The sequence below is a fragment of the Bacillus sp. RB3 genome, assembly GCF_030164735.1.
Lineage (GTDB): Bacteria > Bacillota > Bacilli > Bacillales > Bacillaceae_G > Bacillus_A > Bacillus_A cereus.
Map to the genome: position 1 here is coordinate 235,098 of NZ_JASNGE010000001.1, position 19,244 is coordinate 254,341.

The window sequence follows — 19,244 nt, forward strand, 5'->3', positions numbered from 1 at the left end:
AAAATATTGAGTATAACAAGAGGCTTTTGCTGGATGTTTAAGATCAGCTAGCTAGTTTTAAAACGAAAATTAATAAGTAAAGTGAGGAAGCTTAAATGATTAATAATACAATAAGAAATATCCCGTTTTCTCCACCAGACATTACAGAAGTAGAGATAGAAGAAGTAATAAAAGCGATGAAGTCGGGGTGGATTACAACAGGTCCTAGAACAAAGGAACTTGAAAAGAAAATAGCTGAATATGTTGGGACAAATAAAGCGGTTTGCTTAAACTCAGCTACGGCTGCTATGGAGTTAACACTTCGAATTTTAGGTGTAGGACCCGGAGATGAGGTTATTACTTCAGCTTATACTTATACAGCTTCTGCATCAATTATAGAGCACGTAGGGGCAAAAATTGTTTTAGTTGATACAGCTCCTGATTCTTTTGAAATGGATTATGAAAAGCTTGCTGATGCAATTACTGAAAAGACTAAGGTAATTATTCCAGTTGATATTGCGGGTAAAATGTGTGATTACGATACAATATATAGCATAGTAGAAAGTAAAAAAGATTTATTCAAACCTAATAATAAAACTCAAGAGTTATTTGAAAGAATAATTGTAATGACTGATGCAGCGCATGCATTTGGTGCTGAACGAAAAGGAAAGAGATGTGGACAAGTTGCTGATTTTACTTGCTATTCTTTCCATGCTGTGAAGAATTTAACAACGGCAGAAGGTGGGGGCGTTGTATGGCGCAATGATTTAGGTTTAGACGATGAGTGGGTATATCAACAATTTATGTTATACAGCCTTCATGGACAATCTAAGGATGCCTTAGCAAAGACTCAAAAAGGCGCATGGGAGTATGATATTGTTTACCCAGCTTATAAATGTAATATGACAGATATAATGGCAGCAATTGGATTAGTCCAGTTGGATAGATATGAATCTCTTATGGGTAGACGTAGAGAGATTATTGAAATGTATGACAAAGAATTGTTGCCATATGGAATTCAAAGTCTGAAACATTATGGGGATGATTTCTCTTCATCGGGACATCTTTATTTAGCAAGAATACCTGGGATTGAAGAGTCTGAAAGAAATAAAATTATTATTGAGTTAGCCGAGATGGGAATTGCAAGCAATGTACATTATAAACCATTGCCTATGTTTACAGCGTATAAAAACTTAGGATTTGATATAAAGAATTATCCTAATGCATTTAATATGTATAAAAATGAAATCACGTTACCTTTGCATACAAGATTAACAAATGAAGAGGTAAAATATATTACTGATACTTTTAAAGAGATTTTAAACAATAGATAAGGAGAACTATAAATATATGAAAAAAAGAGTTCTAATTCTAGGAGTTGCAGCAGTTCAGATGGATGCAATCTTGGAACTGAAAAAAGTGGGATATGAAACTTATGCTTGTGCAATGGCTAAAGATGGACCAGGAGCAGATGTAGCAGATCACTTTGCCGAAATAAATATTTTAGATTCAGAGGCAATTATTGATTATATCGAGAAAAACCAAATTTCTGTTGTTTACTCTACAGGTTCAGACTTAGCTATGCCGATAGCATCTTTAATCAGTGAAAAATTAGAAATGCCACATTTTGTATCAGAAAAAACAGCACGTATATGTAATAATAAGGACTTAATGAGAAAAACTTTGGGGAACGACTTTGAAGGAAATGTAAAATTTCAGGTTGTAAAAAGTGAAGATGATGAATTAAAAATGGAATTTCCTTTTATCTTAAAACCAGCTGATTCACAAGGGCAAAGAGGGGTGAAATTAGTTCAAAATCGAGGGGAATATGTAGAAAGCTATAAGGCTGCTACAGAATATTCTCGTTCAGGATTAGTAATATTAGAGCAATATATTTCTGGTCCAGAGCTTTCTGTAAATGGTTATCTAGTAAATGGAAAAGTAAAGTATTTAGTTGCGTCCGATAGAGAAACTTGGCCTGAATATACAGGATTAATTCATAAACACATTGTCCCAACTGTAAACCTTACTTCTAATACTACTAGTTTATTAAATGGCATAATAGAAGCTGCATGTGCCAAATTGGAAATAAAAAATGGCCCTGTTTATGCACAAATGAAATTGGAAGAGGGAATGCCATATATTATTGAAATAACCCCTCGTTTAGATGGGTGCCATATGTGGAATTTACTATCTTATTATAATGAAGTTAATTTAATGAAGCTAACATTTGAGCACTTATTAAATGGGGATACTTCTGAATTGGAGAATGTCAAAAAAAATCCAAATGATAAATATATTTTGGAATTTATCTGTCAAAAACCAAATACCGCAGCAGATTATGTGGCATTTGAAAACCAAATAGAAAATTCCTTAGATAGTTTTAATTATTACAAACAAGGAGATAATATCCGTCCAGTAAATGGTAAAAATGATAAAATTGGATATTTTATTTATAAAGATTAAATAAAGCCATTGAATAATTTGAGAGTAGTGCTGGTTAGGATTAAAAACAAATTACGGAGAGAGAGACTAAGATGAAAATAGCTGTTACTGGTGGAACGGGTTTTCTAGGTCAATACGTTGTTGAAAGTATTAAAAATGATGGGAATACTCCTATCATTTTAACAAGAAGTATTGGTAATAAAGCGATAAATGATTACGAATACAGAGTTTCGGATTATACTTTGGAAGACTTGATAAATCAATTAAATGATGTAGATGCAGTGGTGCATCTTGCAGCCACAAGAGGTAGCCAAGGGAAGATATCTGAGTTTCATGATAATGAAATTCTAACACAAAATTTATACGATGCATGCTATGAAAATAATATTAGTAATATTGTGTATGCATCTACAATATCGGCCTACTCTGATGAAACGTCCCTACCGTGGAATGAGAAGGAGTTACCGTTACCTGATTTAATGTACGGTGTTAGTAAGTTGGCTTGTGAGCATATTGGAAATATTTATTCTAGAAAAAAAGGGCTTTGTATTAAAAACTTGAGGTTCGCCCATTTATATGGGTTTAATGAAAAAAATAATTATATGATTAATAGATTTTTCAGACAAGCATTTCATGGTGAACAATTAACTTTACATGCTAATAGTGTTGCAAAAAGAGAGTTTCTATATGCAAAAGATGCAGCAAAATCTGTAATTTATGCATTAAAACAAGAGAAGCTTTCAGGTACTTTTAATATAGGTAGCGGGGATGCTTTAACAAATTATGAAGTTGCAAATACAATTAATAATGCGTTTGGAAACAAAGATAATTTATTAGTGAAAGATCCTAATGCTAATGAAGGAATACATTCTTCTTATATGGATAGTAGGAAAGCAAAGGAATTACTAGATTTTTCAACAGATTATAATTTTGCTACAGCTGTAGAAGAAATACATTTATTAATGCGGGGGTTGGATGATGTACCGTTATGGTATTAAACGCGTTTTTGATATAATAGGTTCTCTATTATTACTTCCTTTTTTACTACTAATCATAATACCGGTAGCTATTATGATTAAATTAGAAGATAAAGGACCAATCTTCTATAATGCGCCTAGATTAGGAAAAGGAATGAGAGAATTTCCTATGTATAAGTTTCGTTCGATGAAAGTAAATGCACCGGATATTCGTAATGAAGATGGTAGTACATTTAATTCTGATAACGATCCAAGGGTAACAAAAATTGGTGATATTTTAAGGAAGACAAGTATAGATGAACTTCCACAACTACTTAATGTACTAAAAGGTGATATGAGTTTTGTAGGTCCAAGACCAAGTCCATTAGGAAATAAGGATATTTATCCAAAAGAATTCTTTAAAAAGTTTGATGTCCGACCTGGTATTACAGGTTATAATCAAGCGGTCTTAAGAAATAATTCTACAATGGAGCAACGTGTGAAAAATGATGTGTATTATGTAGAAAATGTATCGTTTATGTTGGATCTAAAGGTTATATTCTTAACGGCAGCCTCTGTAATAAAATCAAAAAATATAAATAGAAATAACGATGAAAAACAAAAGGTGGGAAATTAGTGAATAATTGTTTGATACTCTTGACCAATTATTACCCTTTTCATAAAGGTGAGGAATATTTGGAATCAGAAATAGAGTACCTATCTAAGAGTTATAAAAAGATTTATATTATTTCCACTATGGTATCTAATGAGATGCAACAGACTAGGACTGTCCCTGAAAATGTTGTAATTTTACCAATAGGAATAAAACATTCCATTGTAGGAAAATCCAAAATGGTATTAAGACAATTCAGTACTATTAATAAAGATAAATTAAAAACAAAAATGATTAAAGCGGATTCTAAAGGGAAACTGTCGCATAAATTATATTGTTATTATTTTGAAAGTCGTGCAATGGATGTATATGATCGAGTGGAGCATCAATTGAATGAGTATGATTTTGAGCAGTATGATTCAGTTACAGTATATAGTTATTGGTTATACATAACTGCAAGAGTTGCTGTAGAATTAAAGCATAAATATTTTAAAGAAAGAAATCCATATACAATTTCGCGCGCACATAGATATGACCTATATGAAGATGCGGCGCCTTTGAAATATTTACCGGAGAGAGACTATTTATTAAAGTCTCTTGATGCAGTATATCCTTGTTCGCAAGATGGAGTAGATACCTTAAATCAAACATATCCCGCATATAAGGATAAGGTAAGTGTAGAAAGATTGGGAACAATCTCAACTAATGTACTTAGTAATACTATGAACGATAAGTTATATATTGTGAGCTGTTCTGTAGTGCGCAAGGTAAAACGAATTGATTTACTAATAGAAGCATTAGTGAAGTTAGAAGAGAAGAATATCCCATATGTCTGGACTCATATTGGTGGAGGCCCAGAGTTTGAACGTATAAAAAAATTAGCAAAAAGTAAGCTTAATATGAAACAAGTTAAATTTACTGGATTCGTTAAAAATCAAGAGGTTTTAGATTGGTATAAAGAAAATCCTGCAACTGTTTTTGTTAATTTATCTGCATCCGAAGGAGTACCTGTAGCAATCATGGAAGCAATATCTATGGGGCTTCCAGTTATCGCTACGGATGTTGGTGGTACAAGAGAAATTGTTGAAAATGGAAAAAATGGATACCTATTAGATAAAGATTGTACAGTTTCACAAATTGTTGAATCGCTTAACGAATTCCACATAATGGATAATGAGTCGTATAAGAAAATGTGCGATAATGCATTAGATATTTGGAAGGAAAGAAGTAATGCTGAGGTTCTTTATTCTGAATTTGTAAATCAGCTAGTTACATGTACAAATGAAGTCTCCTAGTTAATAATTAGGAGACTTTTGTATTGGGAAGAACATTAATCGTAACAGAAAAATGACTTCAAAAAAACATATTATAAAAATAACGTAGACTAATTGGAAAGGAGGAGTAAGATGTTAATTTCTCTTATCATTCCAGTATATAATGCTGAAAAATTTTTACCGAGATGTTTAGATAGTGTTAAAAATCAGACTTATAATGATTTAGAAATTATACTAGTGAATGATGGATCTACAGATTATAGTGGGTTAATTTGTGATGAATATGCCCAAAAAGATAAACGATTTACTGTTATTCATAAGGAAAATGGAGGGGTCTCTTCAGCCAGGAATATTGGATTAGATGTAGCTAGTGGTAAATATATTGGTTTTGTTGATCCGGATGATTGGATTGAAACTAATATGTTTGAAAATTTATATCACTTAATAGAAAAGAATAAGGCAGATATTGTAGCTTGTGGATACATCAGAGAAACTGTGGATGGTATTATCCTAAATAAAAATATTGAATCAGATGTCAAAATATTAAATAAGGAAGAAGCCTTAAATACAATTCTTAATCCAAATGGATTTAGGGGGTTTTTATGGAATAAACTTTTTTCTGTAGATGTATTGAATAAAGACTTTAAAATGTATTTCGATGAAAATATTCATTTTTGTGAAGATTTGTTGTTTTGCTGTCAGGCTGTCTCGAATTCAAGGAACATTGTATATGATTCTACTCCATATTATCATTATATCATTCATAGTAATAATGCATCTCAATCACAATTTAGTCTCAAAAAATTAACTGCTCTAACAGCGTTAATAAATATTATAAATTTATTGAACACTAAAGAAGGGGTAGAGATAGAAGAGTATAAAAATTATTATATGCATATGAATATTAGTTTATTAATGAATGGTATGCAAGAAGAAAGGCTTGAAAAAGAAAATTATAAGGAGTTAAAGGGGAATTTATATAGATTTAAGATTAGTGATTTAACTAATAAATTTGTGAAGTTATCTTGTATAATTACTAGATTGAATATTAATCTATATTATTTTATTTGGAAAAAGACGAAAAAATTAAAATAATAAATAGGTGAAAATCTGTATTGAATATTATGAGATTTAAGCAAGGGATTTCTAAGTATTATTTTTTATAGAAACGCTTTTATCTTTTCTAATATTTATTGTAAATCGTTCTCGTTAAGTCATGATTCAACCTGTTTAATAAAAAATAAAGACTATTTTTTACTATATAACTGGTTGTGAAATTCAATCCTTGTATTAATTAAAAAAGAAATTTGAGATGTTAAAAAATCTCTCTAGAAACAGTGAAGTTATTTAAGGGTACAGGAAAATGAATTGTCAGTTTATATATGTTATTGTATAGAATTAAAGAGGTAGTTAGATGAACAGTACAGTTAAAAAATTTGCTCGTAATTTTTCGTATACATTTATTGCTAATATTTTATCTATAGTTATTTCCACGGTGTTGCTTTTAGTTGTACCTAGATTTATTGGTGTTAGTGATTATGGCTATTGGCAGTTGTATATCTTTTATTCTTCGTATATATCCTATATGTCCTTAGGTTTGACAGATGGTGCTTATTTAAGGTATGGAGGATGGGAATATAATAATTTATATAAACCTGTTTTCGTATCGCAGTATTGGTTTTTAGTTGCTTTTGATGTTGTTGTGAATTTTTTAATTTTCTTATTTTATAGCTCAATCTCTACGGATACAAGTAAAACGATAGTTGTCGCATTAACATGTTTGACAGGTGTATTGGTAGTTCCTCGTTCATTATTAACTTTTATGCTACAAGCAACTAATCGGATTAAAGAGTATGCTATCATTCTAATTCTAGAACGTATAGTTTATTTTATTTTAGTTATAATCTTTTTAATGAATGGTATTAAGCAATTTGAATATCTTATTTTTGCTGATATCGTTGGGAAGATCTGTTCAATAGTGTATTCGTTATTTTCATGTAAAGAATTGGTGTTTGGGAAAATGGATTCTATAAAAATAAGTATTAAAGAAATATGGATTAATATTTCTGTGGGAAGCAAATTATTATTTGCTAATTTTGCAAGTATGCTTATTATTGGTATTGTCCGGTTTGCTATTGAAGGTAATTGGAGTATTGAAACATTCGGAAAGGTATCATTAACATTAAGTATAGCCAATATGCTTATGCTATTTATTAATGCAATAGCAGTAATTTTATTTCCTACTCTACGCCGTACATCGAAGGAGAAACTCCCGGATATTTACAAAACAATGAGGATTTCTATTACAGTACCATTAGTAGGGCTTTTAACTTTTTATTATCCAGCAAAATCAATTCTATCCGTTTGGTTACCTCAGTATGCGGAAAGTTTAACTTACATGGCATTGCTATTTCCAATGTGTCTTTATGAAAGTAAAATGCTTTTACTAATTAATACGTATTTAAAAACTCTACGTAAAGAAAAGTGGATGCTAATAATTAATTTAATCACCGTGGGTTTGAGTTTAGTATTAACATTCATAAGTGTATATCTATTAAATAGTTTAAATTTAGCGATCTTATGCATTATATTTTTGTTGGCATTTAGATGTATTATTGCTGAATTATATTTAGCGAAGGTTTTAAATCTTAGGGTTAAGAAAGATATTTTATTAGAATTATTTATGACAATAGTATTTATTAGTGTATCCTGGTATTTAAGTGCTTTATGGGCAGCTGCTATTTATGTAACAGCTTATATTGGCTATATAGTACTTAAGTGGAATGATATACTTTACATACTAAAAAATATAAAAAGAATTTTTAAGGATAGATAATAACTAGAGTTTAAAAAGAAAAATTAAAAATAGTGAATCTATGTAAGTTATAAAAAAGAAGAATCTATATTTGTAGGGAGTAATTAGATAAGAAATAAAAAAAGTTAAATATGGACATTTGAAATAGTAGATGTTATGTATATTTACATGAAATTGAGAGAATTAAGAATTGATTAGTTTTATACTAACATTTATTAAAAACTTGAGAGGTTGTTTATGAATATCCTAATTAGATATGTTTTGTTAATAGGTGCATTACTATTTTTTTTAATAGGTTTAATATTTCAAGAACCTAATGTGTTATTAATAGCAACATTAACTATTTTTTTTCATAATGTGTTTTATGCACTTAGGAAATTTTATGAAAGAAGTATATTCTTATGCTTTAATCTAACATTTTTCACTTTCTTGATAGGAAGAATGGTCGTCACTGAAATTTTTGGTTACAATGTAAATTTGTTAGGGATTTTTGGACTGGCTTTTGAAGATAAAAGTATTATAAATATTACTTTAATTTGTTTGTTTTTAAGTCTATTTGCTATTTTTATTGGATATGCAGTCATTCAAAAGGCTGATTTGAGTTTTCTAAAGAAGAAGAAGGAACTTAGTGTAGGGTACCTTTACTCGTTTAGATTATTTAGTCTATTGTTTTTTTATTTTTGTATGATATTTCGATTAATTTATGTTTATGAAATGAAGCAGACAGCTGCCACAGAGGGATATTACGAAAGTTTTATGACGTTTACATCTTCACTACCAACTGTTTTGATTACAATTGGAAATATGTATGATGTAGCCTTTTTTGCTTATTTAGCAACTAATCCTTCTAAAAGAAAAAGCTTTTTCCCAGTATTGTTGTATATAGGTGAAGGATTGTTTGCTGCTTTAGCAGGTAGAAGATCAATTTTTATTTTAAATTTATTAATAGTATTTATTTATTATTGTATGAGAAGTGTTCAGAAGACAGGGAAACAACCTGAACAAGAAAAGAAGTGGTTAGGGAAATTTGAATGGACTTTAGGCGGAATTGCAGTCCCAATACTATTAGCTTTTATGACCTTTATAGGTAATTTAAGAGCTGATTTTAGTGCGGGAGGAAAGGCGAAAAATGTCGGTAATTCCATTTTAGAGTTTTTCTATTCTCAGGGAATTAGTGCGAATCTAATTGGATATACAAAGTTGTACGAAGATCAAATACCCAAAGACAAATATTTTACTTTCGGACCTTTAATGGAGTTTATTAATAATAAAATTATACGGCCACTAAATGGGCTACCTGAGTATTTTGGACAAACGGCTGATAGGGCAATTAATGGTAACTTATTCGCTCATACCCTTACTTATATAATTATGCCTAGTGCGTATTTATTAGGATATGGATATGGGTCATCTTTTGTTGCTGAAATGTATAATGATTTTTCCTTTATAGGTGTATTTATAGGAAGTATTATATACGGTATAATACTGTATCTATTCTATTACATGCTGCAAAACTCAAATTTTATAGTGGTGATTTTCACATTAATGATGACTAGATCGATTTTATTTGCCCCTAGAGGAGCTGCGTTATCGTTTATAGTTTCATCATTCTCAATGCCAAAAATATTTGCCGTAGTTTTCATTATCATTGGATCCATACTGCTACATTCTATTTTTGGGAAAAGACATGTGATTAGGCAGTTGAATGGTATCAGTAAATAATTTTTGAACTCTGGGAATAAATTAAGGAAGATAGACTGCTGGATTTGGTGTATCTAGTTGGATCATGTATAAAATGTATTGCATGTGATTCAGAATGACCGTATTGATAACTAAATAAAAAAATGTTACGTGAAAAGGTTACGTTAAAAAGAATGGACAGATAAGTTGAAAGAAGGGTAAATAATGAAAAAGAAAATCCTATTTTGGATATTAGGAATTGTAGGAATATTAATTATAGGTGGAGGAGCTTATGCCTATAGTATATACTCTTCTGTCTCAAAAACATTAGATGAAGTTCATAAGCCATTGAAACGCGATAAAGATTCTAAAGGTACTGAAGAAGTGAAAATTAGCAAATCTGAACCCGTTTCAATTTTATTATTAGGGGTAGATGAGCGAGGGAATGAAAAAGGTAGATCTGATTCTTTAATACTTATTACATTAAACCCTAAAAATAACTCTATGAAGACAGTAAGTATTCCGCGTGATACATATACTGAAATTGTTGGAAAAGGAAAGAGTGATAAAATTAACCATGCCTACGCATTTGGTGGGGTAGACATGTCTGTAGCGACAGTAGAAAAATTCTTGAATGTTCCTATTAATTATTATATTGAAGTGAATATGGCAGGATTTAAGGATATTGTGGATGCAGTTGGTGGGGTAGATGTTAATAATGATTTAGAATTTAAACAAGACAAGCATCATTTTGCTAAAGGAAATATTCATTTAACAGGTGATGAGGCACTATCATTCACACGTATGCGCTATGAAGACCCACGCGGTGACTTCGGACGTCAAATGCGTCAGCGTCAAGTGATGCAAGCTGTTATTAAGAAAGGCGCTACTTTCTCTTCTTTAACAAGTTATGGTGATGTGTTAACAGCAATTCAAAAAAATGTGAAGACAAACTTAACGCAAGATCAAATGTTTGATATGCAAAAGAATTATAAAAATTGTCTGGAAAACAGTGAAGATATTCAAATCCCAGGTGACGGTCACAAAGCCGCTGATGGTATTTGGTACTACTATGTCCCAGAGGCAGCAAAACAAGATTTAACGAATAAGTTAAGAGCGCATCTTGAAGTGACCAAGTAGTATGTAATAACCCAACTCCTTTGGAAGGAGTTGGGTTTATTTTTGCATGGATTTATATTAGTATTATATATTGTGAGATTAATAGATGAGGTGAATCGATGAATAAGAAAGCAGTACTTGTCCTTGTTATTTTTGTATTGTTTGTTGCTTCGATTGTGAGCGGTAAATTGTACTGGAATAAGAAGATTGCGAATGCAACAGGACAAACGAGTGAAGTAACGAAAACAAAGGATGAAGTGAAAGATAGCGGAGTGAAGAAAGAAGAGAAAAAGGAAGAGAAAAAACAAGATACAAAGTCATCTTTTAATGAAGCATATGCGAAGAACTTGCCAGATGCAGTGAAAGAGAAGTTAAAGAAAGCTGCTGAGGATAAAAAGGCAGTAAATCTTGTTATCGTTGGTGATGAAGCTTCTTCAGCTGAAAAGGGTGCTTGGGCAGCTAAGTTAACGGCTAATTTAGAAACTGCTTACGGTAAAGGTTTATGGAATGTGACTGTAAAGGAATATAAGGGTGAAAGCACAGAAGAGTTAATTAAGAATAAACGTGATAAAGAGATTGCAAAAGAGAATCCAGATGTGATTTTATTTGAACCACCATTTATTACTGATAACGGTAAAACTGGTAATGGAAACTCTGTCGCGAATACACAGAAGTTCGTTCAAGCACTTTCTACTAGTGCAAAGGGTGCTACGATTATGATTCAACCATCAAATCCAGTGTATGGTGCGAAAAATTATCCGAAATCGATTGAAGCATTAAAACAATTTGCGATGCAAAATAATTATACATATATTGATCATTGGGGAGCATGGCCGGATGCTTCAACGAAAGGTATTTTACCATACCTACAAGAAGAATTTGGTTTCCCAAGTGCAAAAGGACATGACGTTTGGGCGAAATATGTAACTGATTATTTTGTAGCTAAGTAATGAAGGAGAGATAAAAGGTGTACGAGTTCTCGTATACCTTTTCCTTTTATAATTAAGAGATTTGAAAATAGTAGGAGGAAAACAATGAACTCAATCCTAATCTGTGGCGGAGCTGGCTACATCGGTTCTCACGCTGTGAAAAAATTAGTAGACGAAGGTTTATCTGTAGTAGTAGTAGATAACTTACAAACTGGTCATGAAGATGCAATTACGGAAGGCGCGAAGTTTTATAATGGCGACCTTCGTGATAAATCCTTTTTAAGGGATGTTTTTAAACAAGAAAATATTGAGGCGGTTATGCACTTTGCAGCTGATTCTTTAGTTGGAGTTAGTATGGAAAAGCCCCTTCAATATTATAATAACAATGTGTATGGTGCACTTTGTTTATTAGAGGTAATGGATGAGTTTAAGGTAGATAAGTTCATTTTCTCTTCTACTGCGGCAACGTATGGTGAGGTAGATGTTGATCTTATTACTGAAGAAACGATGACGAATCCAACGAATACGTATGGAGAAACGAAGTTAGCAATCGAGAAGATGCTTCATTGGTATAGCCAAGCTTCAAATTTACGTTATAAGATCTTTAGATACTTTAACGTGGCTGGTGCAACTCCAAATGGTATTATTGGGGAAGATCATCGTCCAGAGACTCATTTAATTCCTCTTGTGCTGCAAGTGGCTTTAGGTCAACGTGAGAAGATTATGATGTTTGGTGATGATTATAATACGCCAGACGGTACTTGTATCCGTGATTATATTCATGTTGAGGATTTAGTAGCGGCTCATTTCTTAGGGCTTAAAGACTTGCAGAATGGCGGAGAGAGTGATTTCTATAACTTAGGAAATGGTAATGGTTTCAGTGTAAAAGAAATCGTTGATGCAGTTCGTGAGGTTACAAATCATGAAATTCCTGCTGAGGTAGCACCGCGCCGTGCGGGCGATCCAGCACGTTTAGTTGCTTCTTCTAAGAAAGCGAAAGAGAAGTTAGGATGGGATCCTAATTATGTAAATGTGAAAACAATTATTGAGCATGCTTGGAATTGGCATCAAAAGCAACCGAATGGATATGCTAAATAAATATAATAAGTGAAAGAGAGGGTATCGTCGACAAAATATGTTCGACAATACCCTCTCTTTTTTTATAGGATTTTTGCTATACTAAACTGTACTATAATACATGATGGAAGGAGGAGAATGATGAAAATACTTGTGGTTGATGATGAATCGAGTATTCGTAATTTGATTCGGATGCAGTTGGAGATGGAAGGTTATGAAGTATTGGCAGCGGCTGATGGGAGAGAAGCTTTGGAGCGATGGAATGAAGGGCCGGATGTATTGATTTTGGATGTTATGCTTCCGGATACGGATGGGTATGAGTTGCTTCGTTTGTTCCGTGAGAGGGATAGGGATATTCCCGTGCTTATGTTAACGGCAAAGAGTCAGATGAATGATAAGTTGCTTGGCTTGCAGCTTGGTGCTGATGATTATGTGACGAAGCCGTTTAATTATGCGGAGCTTATTCTTCGGGTTAAGAATATGGCGCGGCGTGTAAAGAAGGCGGAGGCTGCTGTAAGTCATGAAGTAATTGAGGCTGGAGAGATAGTGATTTGTCCTAAGGAAAGAAAGGTACATGTGAGTGGACAAGAGATTCAGTTAACGTACCGAGAGTTTAATTTATGTCAGTTATTTGTTTCAAATCCACAGCGTGTGTTTATGAGGGATGAGTTGCTTGAGAAAGTATGGGGATTTGAGTATATCGGAAATACGAGAGCAGTTGATATTATGGTGCAGAGACTTCGAAAGAAGCTTGGGACGAGCGGAGAATATATTAAGACAATTTATGGCGTTGGCTATAAACTGGATTGTTAAGTGGTGATGGTATGTCTTTAAAGCGAAATATGGTGTTCGGAATAGTTGGGCTGTTAATTCCGATTTTTGTTCTTTTATATGCAGTTGTTTATATTACGTTAGAAAAGAATATGTATCATAACGCAGCAGATTCTTTAGAAAAGTTAAGTGTAGAAGCACAAATTTATACGATGAATTATTTAGAGAAGGAAGCAGAAGTGGATACGCTTGGTCCGAATTCACTTTTAATTGCGTCGTATTTAGCGAAGCGTATGGATGTCCGTGTGCAGATGATTGGGAAGAATGGCGATGTTGTTGCAGATACACAGAAAGGAGCATTGCTTCACCGTAATATCGACATTGAGAGTTCTTTGAAGGGAAAGAAGTCTTATGTTTTTGAGGAGTCGGATCCAGCTCCCATTCTTTTGTTTTCAAGCCCAGTATATTATGGAAACGATGTCATTGGAAGTATTCGTTTTATAAATGAGTTAACGGGTGAGAAGGAAGTTTTAACAAATGTGAGCTGGACTTTCTTAATGACATCTCTTTGTTTAGTAGCTACGGGTATTTTCTTTGCGATTCGTTTGGCGAAGTCTCTTCATAAACCAATTGATCAGTTGAGACAAATGGCACAGAGGCTCGCGAATGGTGATTATAAGAGTAAGATTGAGTTAAATGAGTACGTGGAAATCGCTCAGCTTTCAGCATCTTTTAATGCGATGGCCGATGGAATTGAGCTGCATATTAAGCAATTGCAGGAGGAGAAAGAGAAGCAGAAAGATTTCCTAGACCGCATTACGCATGAGCTAAAAACACCGCTAACGGCAATTATCGGTTATGTTGATTTAATTCCGAAGTTACAATCGAAAGAAGATGTACAGGAAAGTCTTCGTTATGTGGCGGTGGAAAGTGAGCGTTTATTATCACTTGTAGAGGAACTGCTTAAGTCTTCGAAATATGGGACGAGTACGTTTGAAGTGTCTCCTACAGTTGTGAATATAAAGGAATTGGCAGAAGAAGCAGTTTCAATTGTGAAACCTCGTCTAAATCAGTTTGAAATTGAAGTGGTAAATGAGTTAACGGATGTACATGTTGTTGCGGATTTTGATAAGACGAAGCAAATTTTCTTAAATGTGCTTGATAATGCAATTAAGTATAGTGATGCTTCGCACATTCGTATGAATGTAATTGTAAATGAGCATGAGGCGAAGGTTTTTGTTCATGATGATGGGATCGGTATAGATGAAGTGGTGCTTGCAGAGTGGAATGAGTCTCCGAAAGGAAAGGCACTTCCTTCTAGTTACGGGAATGGTTATGGTTTGTATATTTGTCAGGAGATTATGAATAAGCAGGGCGGAAGCATGCGGATTGAGAGTAGTGAAGAAATAGGTACTACAATATTCATTACATTTTTGCTTCCGAGAAGGATGGAAGACATAAAAAACTTGAAAGCGGTTAAATGATACATTTATGAAACAATTATGCGGTATTTTCGAAACAACGTTTTTTATCTTGGAGGTAGGCAGAAATGAAAAGGCTATCATTTCAAATTCTTATGTTTGTCATTTGTATGATTGTTTCTCTTGTTTTGTTTTATGTTATGGAGAAGCAAATCTATAATCGAATCAACATTGTAAATGATAAACAAGCCGTTTTACAAAGGGTGAATGAATCTCTTCCAATTGAAGTGAAAGTAAGACATGAAAAGTGGGGAGAAATCGTTGTAACGGATGAAGTTCGTTTGCATACGATTGTTTCATTCTTTGACCGAATTCGAATAGAGCCGGGGGACGTTAAGAGCCAAGAACAAGTATTTACTGGAGAAGTAACGTACTTGAATGGACATAAGCGTACTTTTGCAGTAGGTGACTTGTTCCAGTATGGGGAAAATGTATACGGAAAGAATGGCATGGATCCGATGATTTCAGCACTTCAAACGTATTTATTAAGCCTGTATTACACGCCAGAGCGTATTAGTGATTTCTTTGCTGCAGCAAAGGATGTCGTAGTACGTCAAGGTGATGTGGTACGTACTATCAATCTTACGCACATACTTGATTCTATTCGATACGCAAAGCAAATTACAGATTACGGAGAAATTCAGAAGTTATTACAATCGCAGAATGAACCGATTGCTTATATTACAGCTTATAAAACAGGTAAGCGTGTAAAGAATGATCGTGGAGATATTCTTACGATTTCTGTGTATCCATCGTACTTTGTTGTGCAATATCTCGGTGATAATAACGGAAATGTCATGTATATGAAAGGCTCTCTAGCAGAGTTATTCGTAAAGGAGAATGCGTCATGAGAAAGATAGCCTTTTTCTTCTTTTTGCTAGTAATTGGAGGAGCGATGTCTAGTTGCTCTCGAGATACAACCTCTATTAAATATAGTAAAAATGGTCTCCCTATTTTGGATGATCGTCATATTGTTGCGTATGTAGCGGCTCGTGAGGAAGTTGGTGAAGCGTTACTTTCATCATTTTGTAAGCCGCGCGGATGTACGTATGAATTTATTCGTCTTTCAACAGAAGAACTTCTTCGTAGAGTGGAAGAAGAAGCTGGAAATCCGAAGGCGGATATTATTATTGGCGGTACAGTAGATGCGCATCAAATGATGAAGCAAAAAAATCTTTCTATTCCTGTGATAAGCCAACATGCAAATCGTATTTCAAAAACTGTTAAAGATAAAGATGGTTATTGGTACGGTTATGAAGTGGAGAAGCTGGCAATTGCGATTAATAAAGAGCGGTGGAACGAGGAAATAGCGCCGCTCGGTCTCTCGTATCCGTTAAGATGGAAAGATTTATTGAATCCAGTATATAAAGGAAAGATTGTCATGCCCGATCCAAATGTTTCAGGTACAGCATATACGTTTTTCCAATCACTGATTGATACGTTAGGTGAAGAGGAAGCGAAGGAATATGTGAAGAATCTGGCAGAACAAGTTGGAGAAGTAACAGTGAATGGTTACATCCCAGCAGAACTTGTTGCGAGCGGTGAATATATGATAGGCATCAACTTTATGGGAGATCAGAGAATGCTTCAAAAACAAGGCTTTCCGATTTTAAGTAACGAACCTGAGCAAACAGGGTTATCCGTTAATGCGATTTCCAAACTAAAACGTGCACCGAGTGGTATTATTGCGGATTTATTTATTGATTATTGTTTATCAGAAGAAGCGGGTCATATTTTAGAAAAAGTGTCGTTTGGCGTACCAACGATGTTTGCGAAGAATGAGAAAGAAATAGAAGGACAGCCGGTTAGAAGGACGAACCAAAATATATCAAATAGCGGAATAATCGAGATATGGAATAGACAGCGTCTCTCTCTGAAGTGAGAAAAGGAGACGGAAATATATGTTTAAATGGCTCAAGCCAGCACCTGCAATTGAAAGATTGCCAGCGGATATGATCGATCGTGTATATCGATTACTACGTATTCGTGTGTTAATCGGGATTTCAGTTGGATAAGCTGCTTATTATTTAGTTCGTAGTAACTTTAATTTATCTACTACGTATTTAGTAGACGAGTTCGGATTTAGCACTACACAAATCGGATTATTAGGTGCAGTAATGGCTGTTGTTTACGGACTTAGTAAATTCTTTATGGGTAATTTATCGGATAAGGCATTTGCTCAACGATTTATTGCAGTAGGTTTATTTTTATCTGGGCTTGTTAATATTTGTTTCGGTTATGCATCTTCCTTTGGGATGATTTTAACATTACTTGTTCTAAACGGTATTGTACAAGGTATGGGAGCACCACCTTGTAGTATTGTTATGACGAAATGGTTTTCAAAGAAAGAGCGTGGTACGAAGACAGGTCTTTGGAATATTTCACATAACGTTGGTGCACTACTTGTTCCACCATTCATTGGGATTGGGGTAGGTATTTTCGGTGAAAGCCATTGGCAAGGCGGCGTATTTATTTTTCCAGCGATAATCGCTATGGTAATTTCAGTTCTAGTATGGATTAATGCGAAGGATACACCAGAATCTGAGGGTCTTCCACCAATTGATGAATATCGTAATGACTATGAAGAACTTGAAAAAGTAGATAATGCTAACAAAATGTCACCAAAAGAAATTTTAATGAAATATGTAGTGAAAAATAAATTTGTTTGGTTCTTATGTATCGCAAATGCATTTGTTTACTTAATTCGCTTCGGTGTTATTAACTGGGTACCAATTTACTTAACAACAGTGAAAGGTTTTACAAAAACAGAAGCGCATTTTGCGTATTCAATATTTGAAACGGCAGCGATTCCAAGTTCTTTAATTGTCGGCCTTTTAAGCGATAAATTATTCAAAGGAAAACGTATGCCATTATGTGTTATGAGTATGGCTGGGGTTGTTGTTGGAACAATCGTCTATTGGCAAGCAACTAATATTATTGTTGTGAGTGTTGCAGTTTCTATTATCGGTTGTTTAATTTATGTACCACAGTTCTTAATCGGTTTAAGTGCAATGGAATTAGTACCGAAATTTGCAGTAGGTACGACAGTTGGTATGTGTGGTCTGTTCGGTTATGTTGGAGGTAGTTTCATAGCAAACGCAGCAATTGGTATCATTGTTGACCGTTCTGGCTGGGATGGTTGCTTCATGTTACTGTTAGCAGGCGGCATATTAGCAACGATATTCTTACTGATTGTTCAAATGGGACATGAGAGAAAAGCTTCTAAGGTAGCATAATATTTTATTTGAAAAAGCTATCCAATTGTTATATTGGATAGCTTTTATATTTTTATTTAGAAAAAACAAACTGTATGTAAAATTGGAGTTTAATGTGTAAAAGATTTTTGTTACTTAATATAATTTTTTTAGATTCCATAAACCAAATAGATACATGGTTGTACCGAAAAATCCACCAGCGCAGCCCCAAAGCATAACATCAAATAAAGAAATAGAGATTTCTTCTGAACCTACATAGGGAAGGATATAATTCATAAAAACAAACATTTGAAAGCCCCAAAGCACATCTGCTTTTAAGCCAGCTTTTCTTAACTTTTTCTTGTGTTGTAAATATTCTTCTTTTGTTGCACATTCAGTCTCATTTAAACCTTTTTTCTTAAATTTAAAGGTTAAATAGTTAGAATAAATCATATTAGATAGAAAAATAAATATAGTTCCTATAGATATTGTATGGTTCATAGTATCAACAAGTAACATAATAAGCATTACCAACATATTTAACCACCACAAACCAATTCCAGCTACAGATAACTCTTTATTGATTTCTTGTTTTTGATATTCATCTCTCTCACTCAATGTTCCAACAAAACTATTATAAACTCTTTCTTTCCATTCAATTTTCATCATTTAATCTCCCTCCCAAAATAGACTGTTTAAATCTGTTTTTAGTGCTTTTGCTAATTCGATACATAAGGCTAAAGAGGGATTATATTTATTGTTTTCAATTAAGTTTATTGTCTGTCTCGCTACGTTAACTTTTTTAGCTAATTCTAGCTGCGATAGACCTTCAGATTTTCGATATTGTTTAACGTTATTCAAATATAAACCTCCCATTAATAGTTGTAGACCTCATGTACAAAAATGTCAAA

At 33.4% G+C, this 19,244-nt stretch carries 17 protein-coding genes and 1 pseudogene; 16 read left to right on the top strand and 2 right to left on the bottom strand.

Features of this window, described 5'->3' with window-relative positions; genetic code table 11:
* Window positions 1-95 precede the first annotated feature (95 nt).
* The 16 genes and pseudogenes from QO049_RS01125 to pgtP all read left to right on the top strand — a co-directional run bounded on the left by QO049_RS01125 (window position 96) and on the right by pgtP (window position 18,375).
* The gene (locus tag QO049_RS01125; RefSeq protein WP_000609545.1) at window positions 96-1,313 is read left to right on the top strand and encodes a DegT/DnrJ/EryC1/StrS family aminotransferase; all 1,218 of its coding nucleotides are present in this window, start codon (window positions 96-98) and stop codon (window positions 1,311-1,313) included.
* A gap of 16 nt (window positions 1,314-1,329) precedes the next feature.
* On the top strand, window positions 1,330-2,445 hold the full coding sequence (locus tag QO049_RS01130) for an ATP-grasp domain-containing protein (protein WP_284489093.1): 1,116 nt from the start codon (window positions 1,330-1,332) through the stop codon (window positions 2,443-2,445).
* A 71-nt stretch (window positions 2,446-2,516) separates the two neighbouring features.
* Window positions 2,517-3,422, top strand: a complete 906-nt coding sequence (locus QO049_RS01135) for an NAD-dependent epimerase/dehydratase family protein (protein ID WP_000686357.1) — start codon at window positions 2,517-2,519, stop codon at window positions 3,420-3,422.
* Complete coding sequence (locus QO049_RS01140) at window positions 3,403-4,017, top strand: sugar transferase (RefSeq protein WP_000286453.1); 615 nt, start codon at window positions 3,403-3,405, stop codon at window positions 4,015-4,017. The genes QO049_RS01135 and QO049_RS01140 overlap by 20 nt, the downstream gene beginning before the upstream one ends.
* The gene (locus tag QO049_RS01145) at window positions 4,017-5,288 is read left to right on the top strand and encodes a glycosyltransferase (RefSeq protein WP_002101572.1); all 1,272 of its coding nucleotides are present in this window, start codon (window positions 4,017-4,019) and stop codon (window positions 5,286-5,288) included. The genes QO049_RS01140 and QO049_RS01145 overlap by 1 nt, the downstream gene beginning before the upstream one ends.
* A 111-nt stretch (window positions 5,289-5,399) precedes the next feature.
* Window positions 5,400-6,362: a glycosyltransferase gene (locus QO049_RS01150; protein ID WP_000908872.1), complete on the top strand. Its 963-nt coding sequence runs from the start codon at window positions 5,400-5,402 to the stop codon at window positions 6,360-6,362.
* Between the two features lie 319 nt (window positions 6,363-6,681).
* The gene (locus tag QO049_RS01155) at window positions 6,682-8,103 is read left to right on the top strand and encodes a lipopolysaccharide biosynthesis protein (RefSeq protein WP_001089482.1); all 1,422 of its coding nucleotides are present in this window, start codon (window positions 6,682-6,684) and stop codon (window positions 8,101-8,103) included.
* A gap of 216 nt (window positions 8,104-8,319) precedes the next feature.
* Window positions 8,320-9,804: an O-antigen polysaccharide polymerase Wzy family protein gene (locus QO049_RS01160; protein ID WP_284489094.1), complete on the top strand. Its 1,485-nt coding sequence runs from the start codon at window positions 8,320-8,322 to the stop codon at window positions 9,802-9,804.
* Window positions 9,805-9,987: 183 nt separating this feature from the next.
* Window positions 9,988-10,902, top strand: a complete 915-nt coding sequence (gene tagU / locus QO049_RS01165) for a polyisoprenyl-teichoic acid--peptidoglycan teichoic acid transferase TagU (RefSeq protein ID WP_000727074.1) — start codon at window positions 9,988-9,990, stop codon at window positions 10,900-10,902.
* 98 nt (window positions 10,903-11,000) lie between these two features.
* A complete protein-coding gene (locus QO049_RS01170) occupies window positions 11,001-11,831 on the top strand; it encodes an SGNH/GDSL hydrolase family protein (protein WP_098581233.1) in 831 nt (276 codons plus the stop codon).
* Window positions 11,832-11,915: 84 nt separating this feature from the next.
* Window positions 11,916-12,908, top strand: a complete 993-nt coding sequence (gene galE, locus QO049_RS01175; RefSeq protein ID WP_098581234.1) for a UDP-glucose 4-epimerase GalE — start codon at window positions 11,916-11,918, stop codon at window positions 12,906-12,908.
* 120 nt (window positions 12,909-13,028) lie between these two features.
* On the top strand, window positions 13,029-13,700 hold the full coding sequence (locus QO049_RS01180) for a response regulator transcription factor (RefSeq protein ID WP_098581235.1): 672 nt from the start codon (window positions 13,029-13,031) through the stop codon (window positions 13,698-13,700).
* Between the two features lie 11 nt (window positions 13,701-13,711).
* Window positions 13,712-15,142 carry a sensor histidine kinase gene (locus QO049_RS01185; RefSeq protein ID WP_284489095.1) on the top strand — a complete coding sequence of 477 codons (1,431 nt, stop codon included), beginning with the start codon at window positions 13,712-13,714 and terminating at the stop codon, window positions 15,140-15,142.
* Between the two features lie 65 nt (window positions 15,143-15,207).
* Window positions 15,208-15,990 carry a DUF3919 family protein gene (locus QO049_RS01190; protein ID WP_097814117.1) on the top strand — a complete coding sequence of 261 codons (783 nt, stop codon included), beginning with the start codon at window positions 15,208-15,210 and terminating at the stop codon, window positions 15,988-15,990.
* Complete coding sequence (locus QO049_RS01195) at window positions 15,987-17,021, top strand: ABC transporter substrate-binding protein (RefSeq protein WP_001225641.1); 1,035 nt, start codon at window positions 15,987-15,989, stop codon at window positions 17,019-17,021. The genes QO049_RS01190 and QO049_RS01195 overlap by 4 nt, the downstream gene beginning before the upstream one ends.
* Before the next feature lie 19 nt (window positions 17,022-17,040).
* Window positions 17,041-18,375 (top strand): annotated as a pseudogene (pgtP, locus tag QO049_RS01200) (phosphoglycerate transporter protein PgtP).
* A gap of 114 nt (window positions 18,376-18,489) precedes the next feature.
* Here the strand turns inward: pgtP and QO049_RS01205 are convergent.
* Together QO049_RS01205 and QO049_RS01210 are read right to left on the bottom strand one after the other, a co-directional pair.
* A complete protein-coding gene (locus QO049_RS01205) occupies window positions 18,490-19,002 on the bottom strand; it encodes a DUF3278 domain-containing protein (RefSeq protein WP_098607235.1) in 513 nt (170 codons plus the stop codon).
* The gene (locus QO049_RS01210) at window positions 19,003-19,194 is read right to left on the bottom strand and encodes a helix-turn-helix transcriptional regulator (RefSeq protein WP_001067016.1); all 192 of its coding nucleotides are present in this window, start codon (window positions 19,192-19,194) and stop codon (window positions 19,003-19,005) included.
* Between the last annotated feature and the right edge of the window lie 50 nt (window positions 19,195-19,244).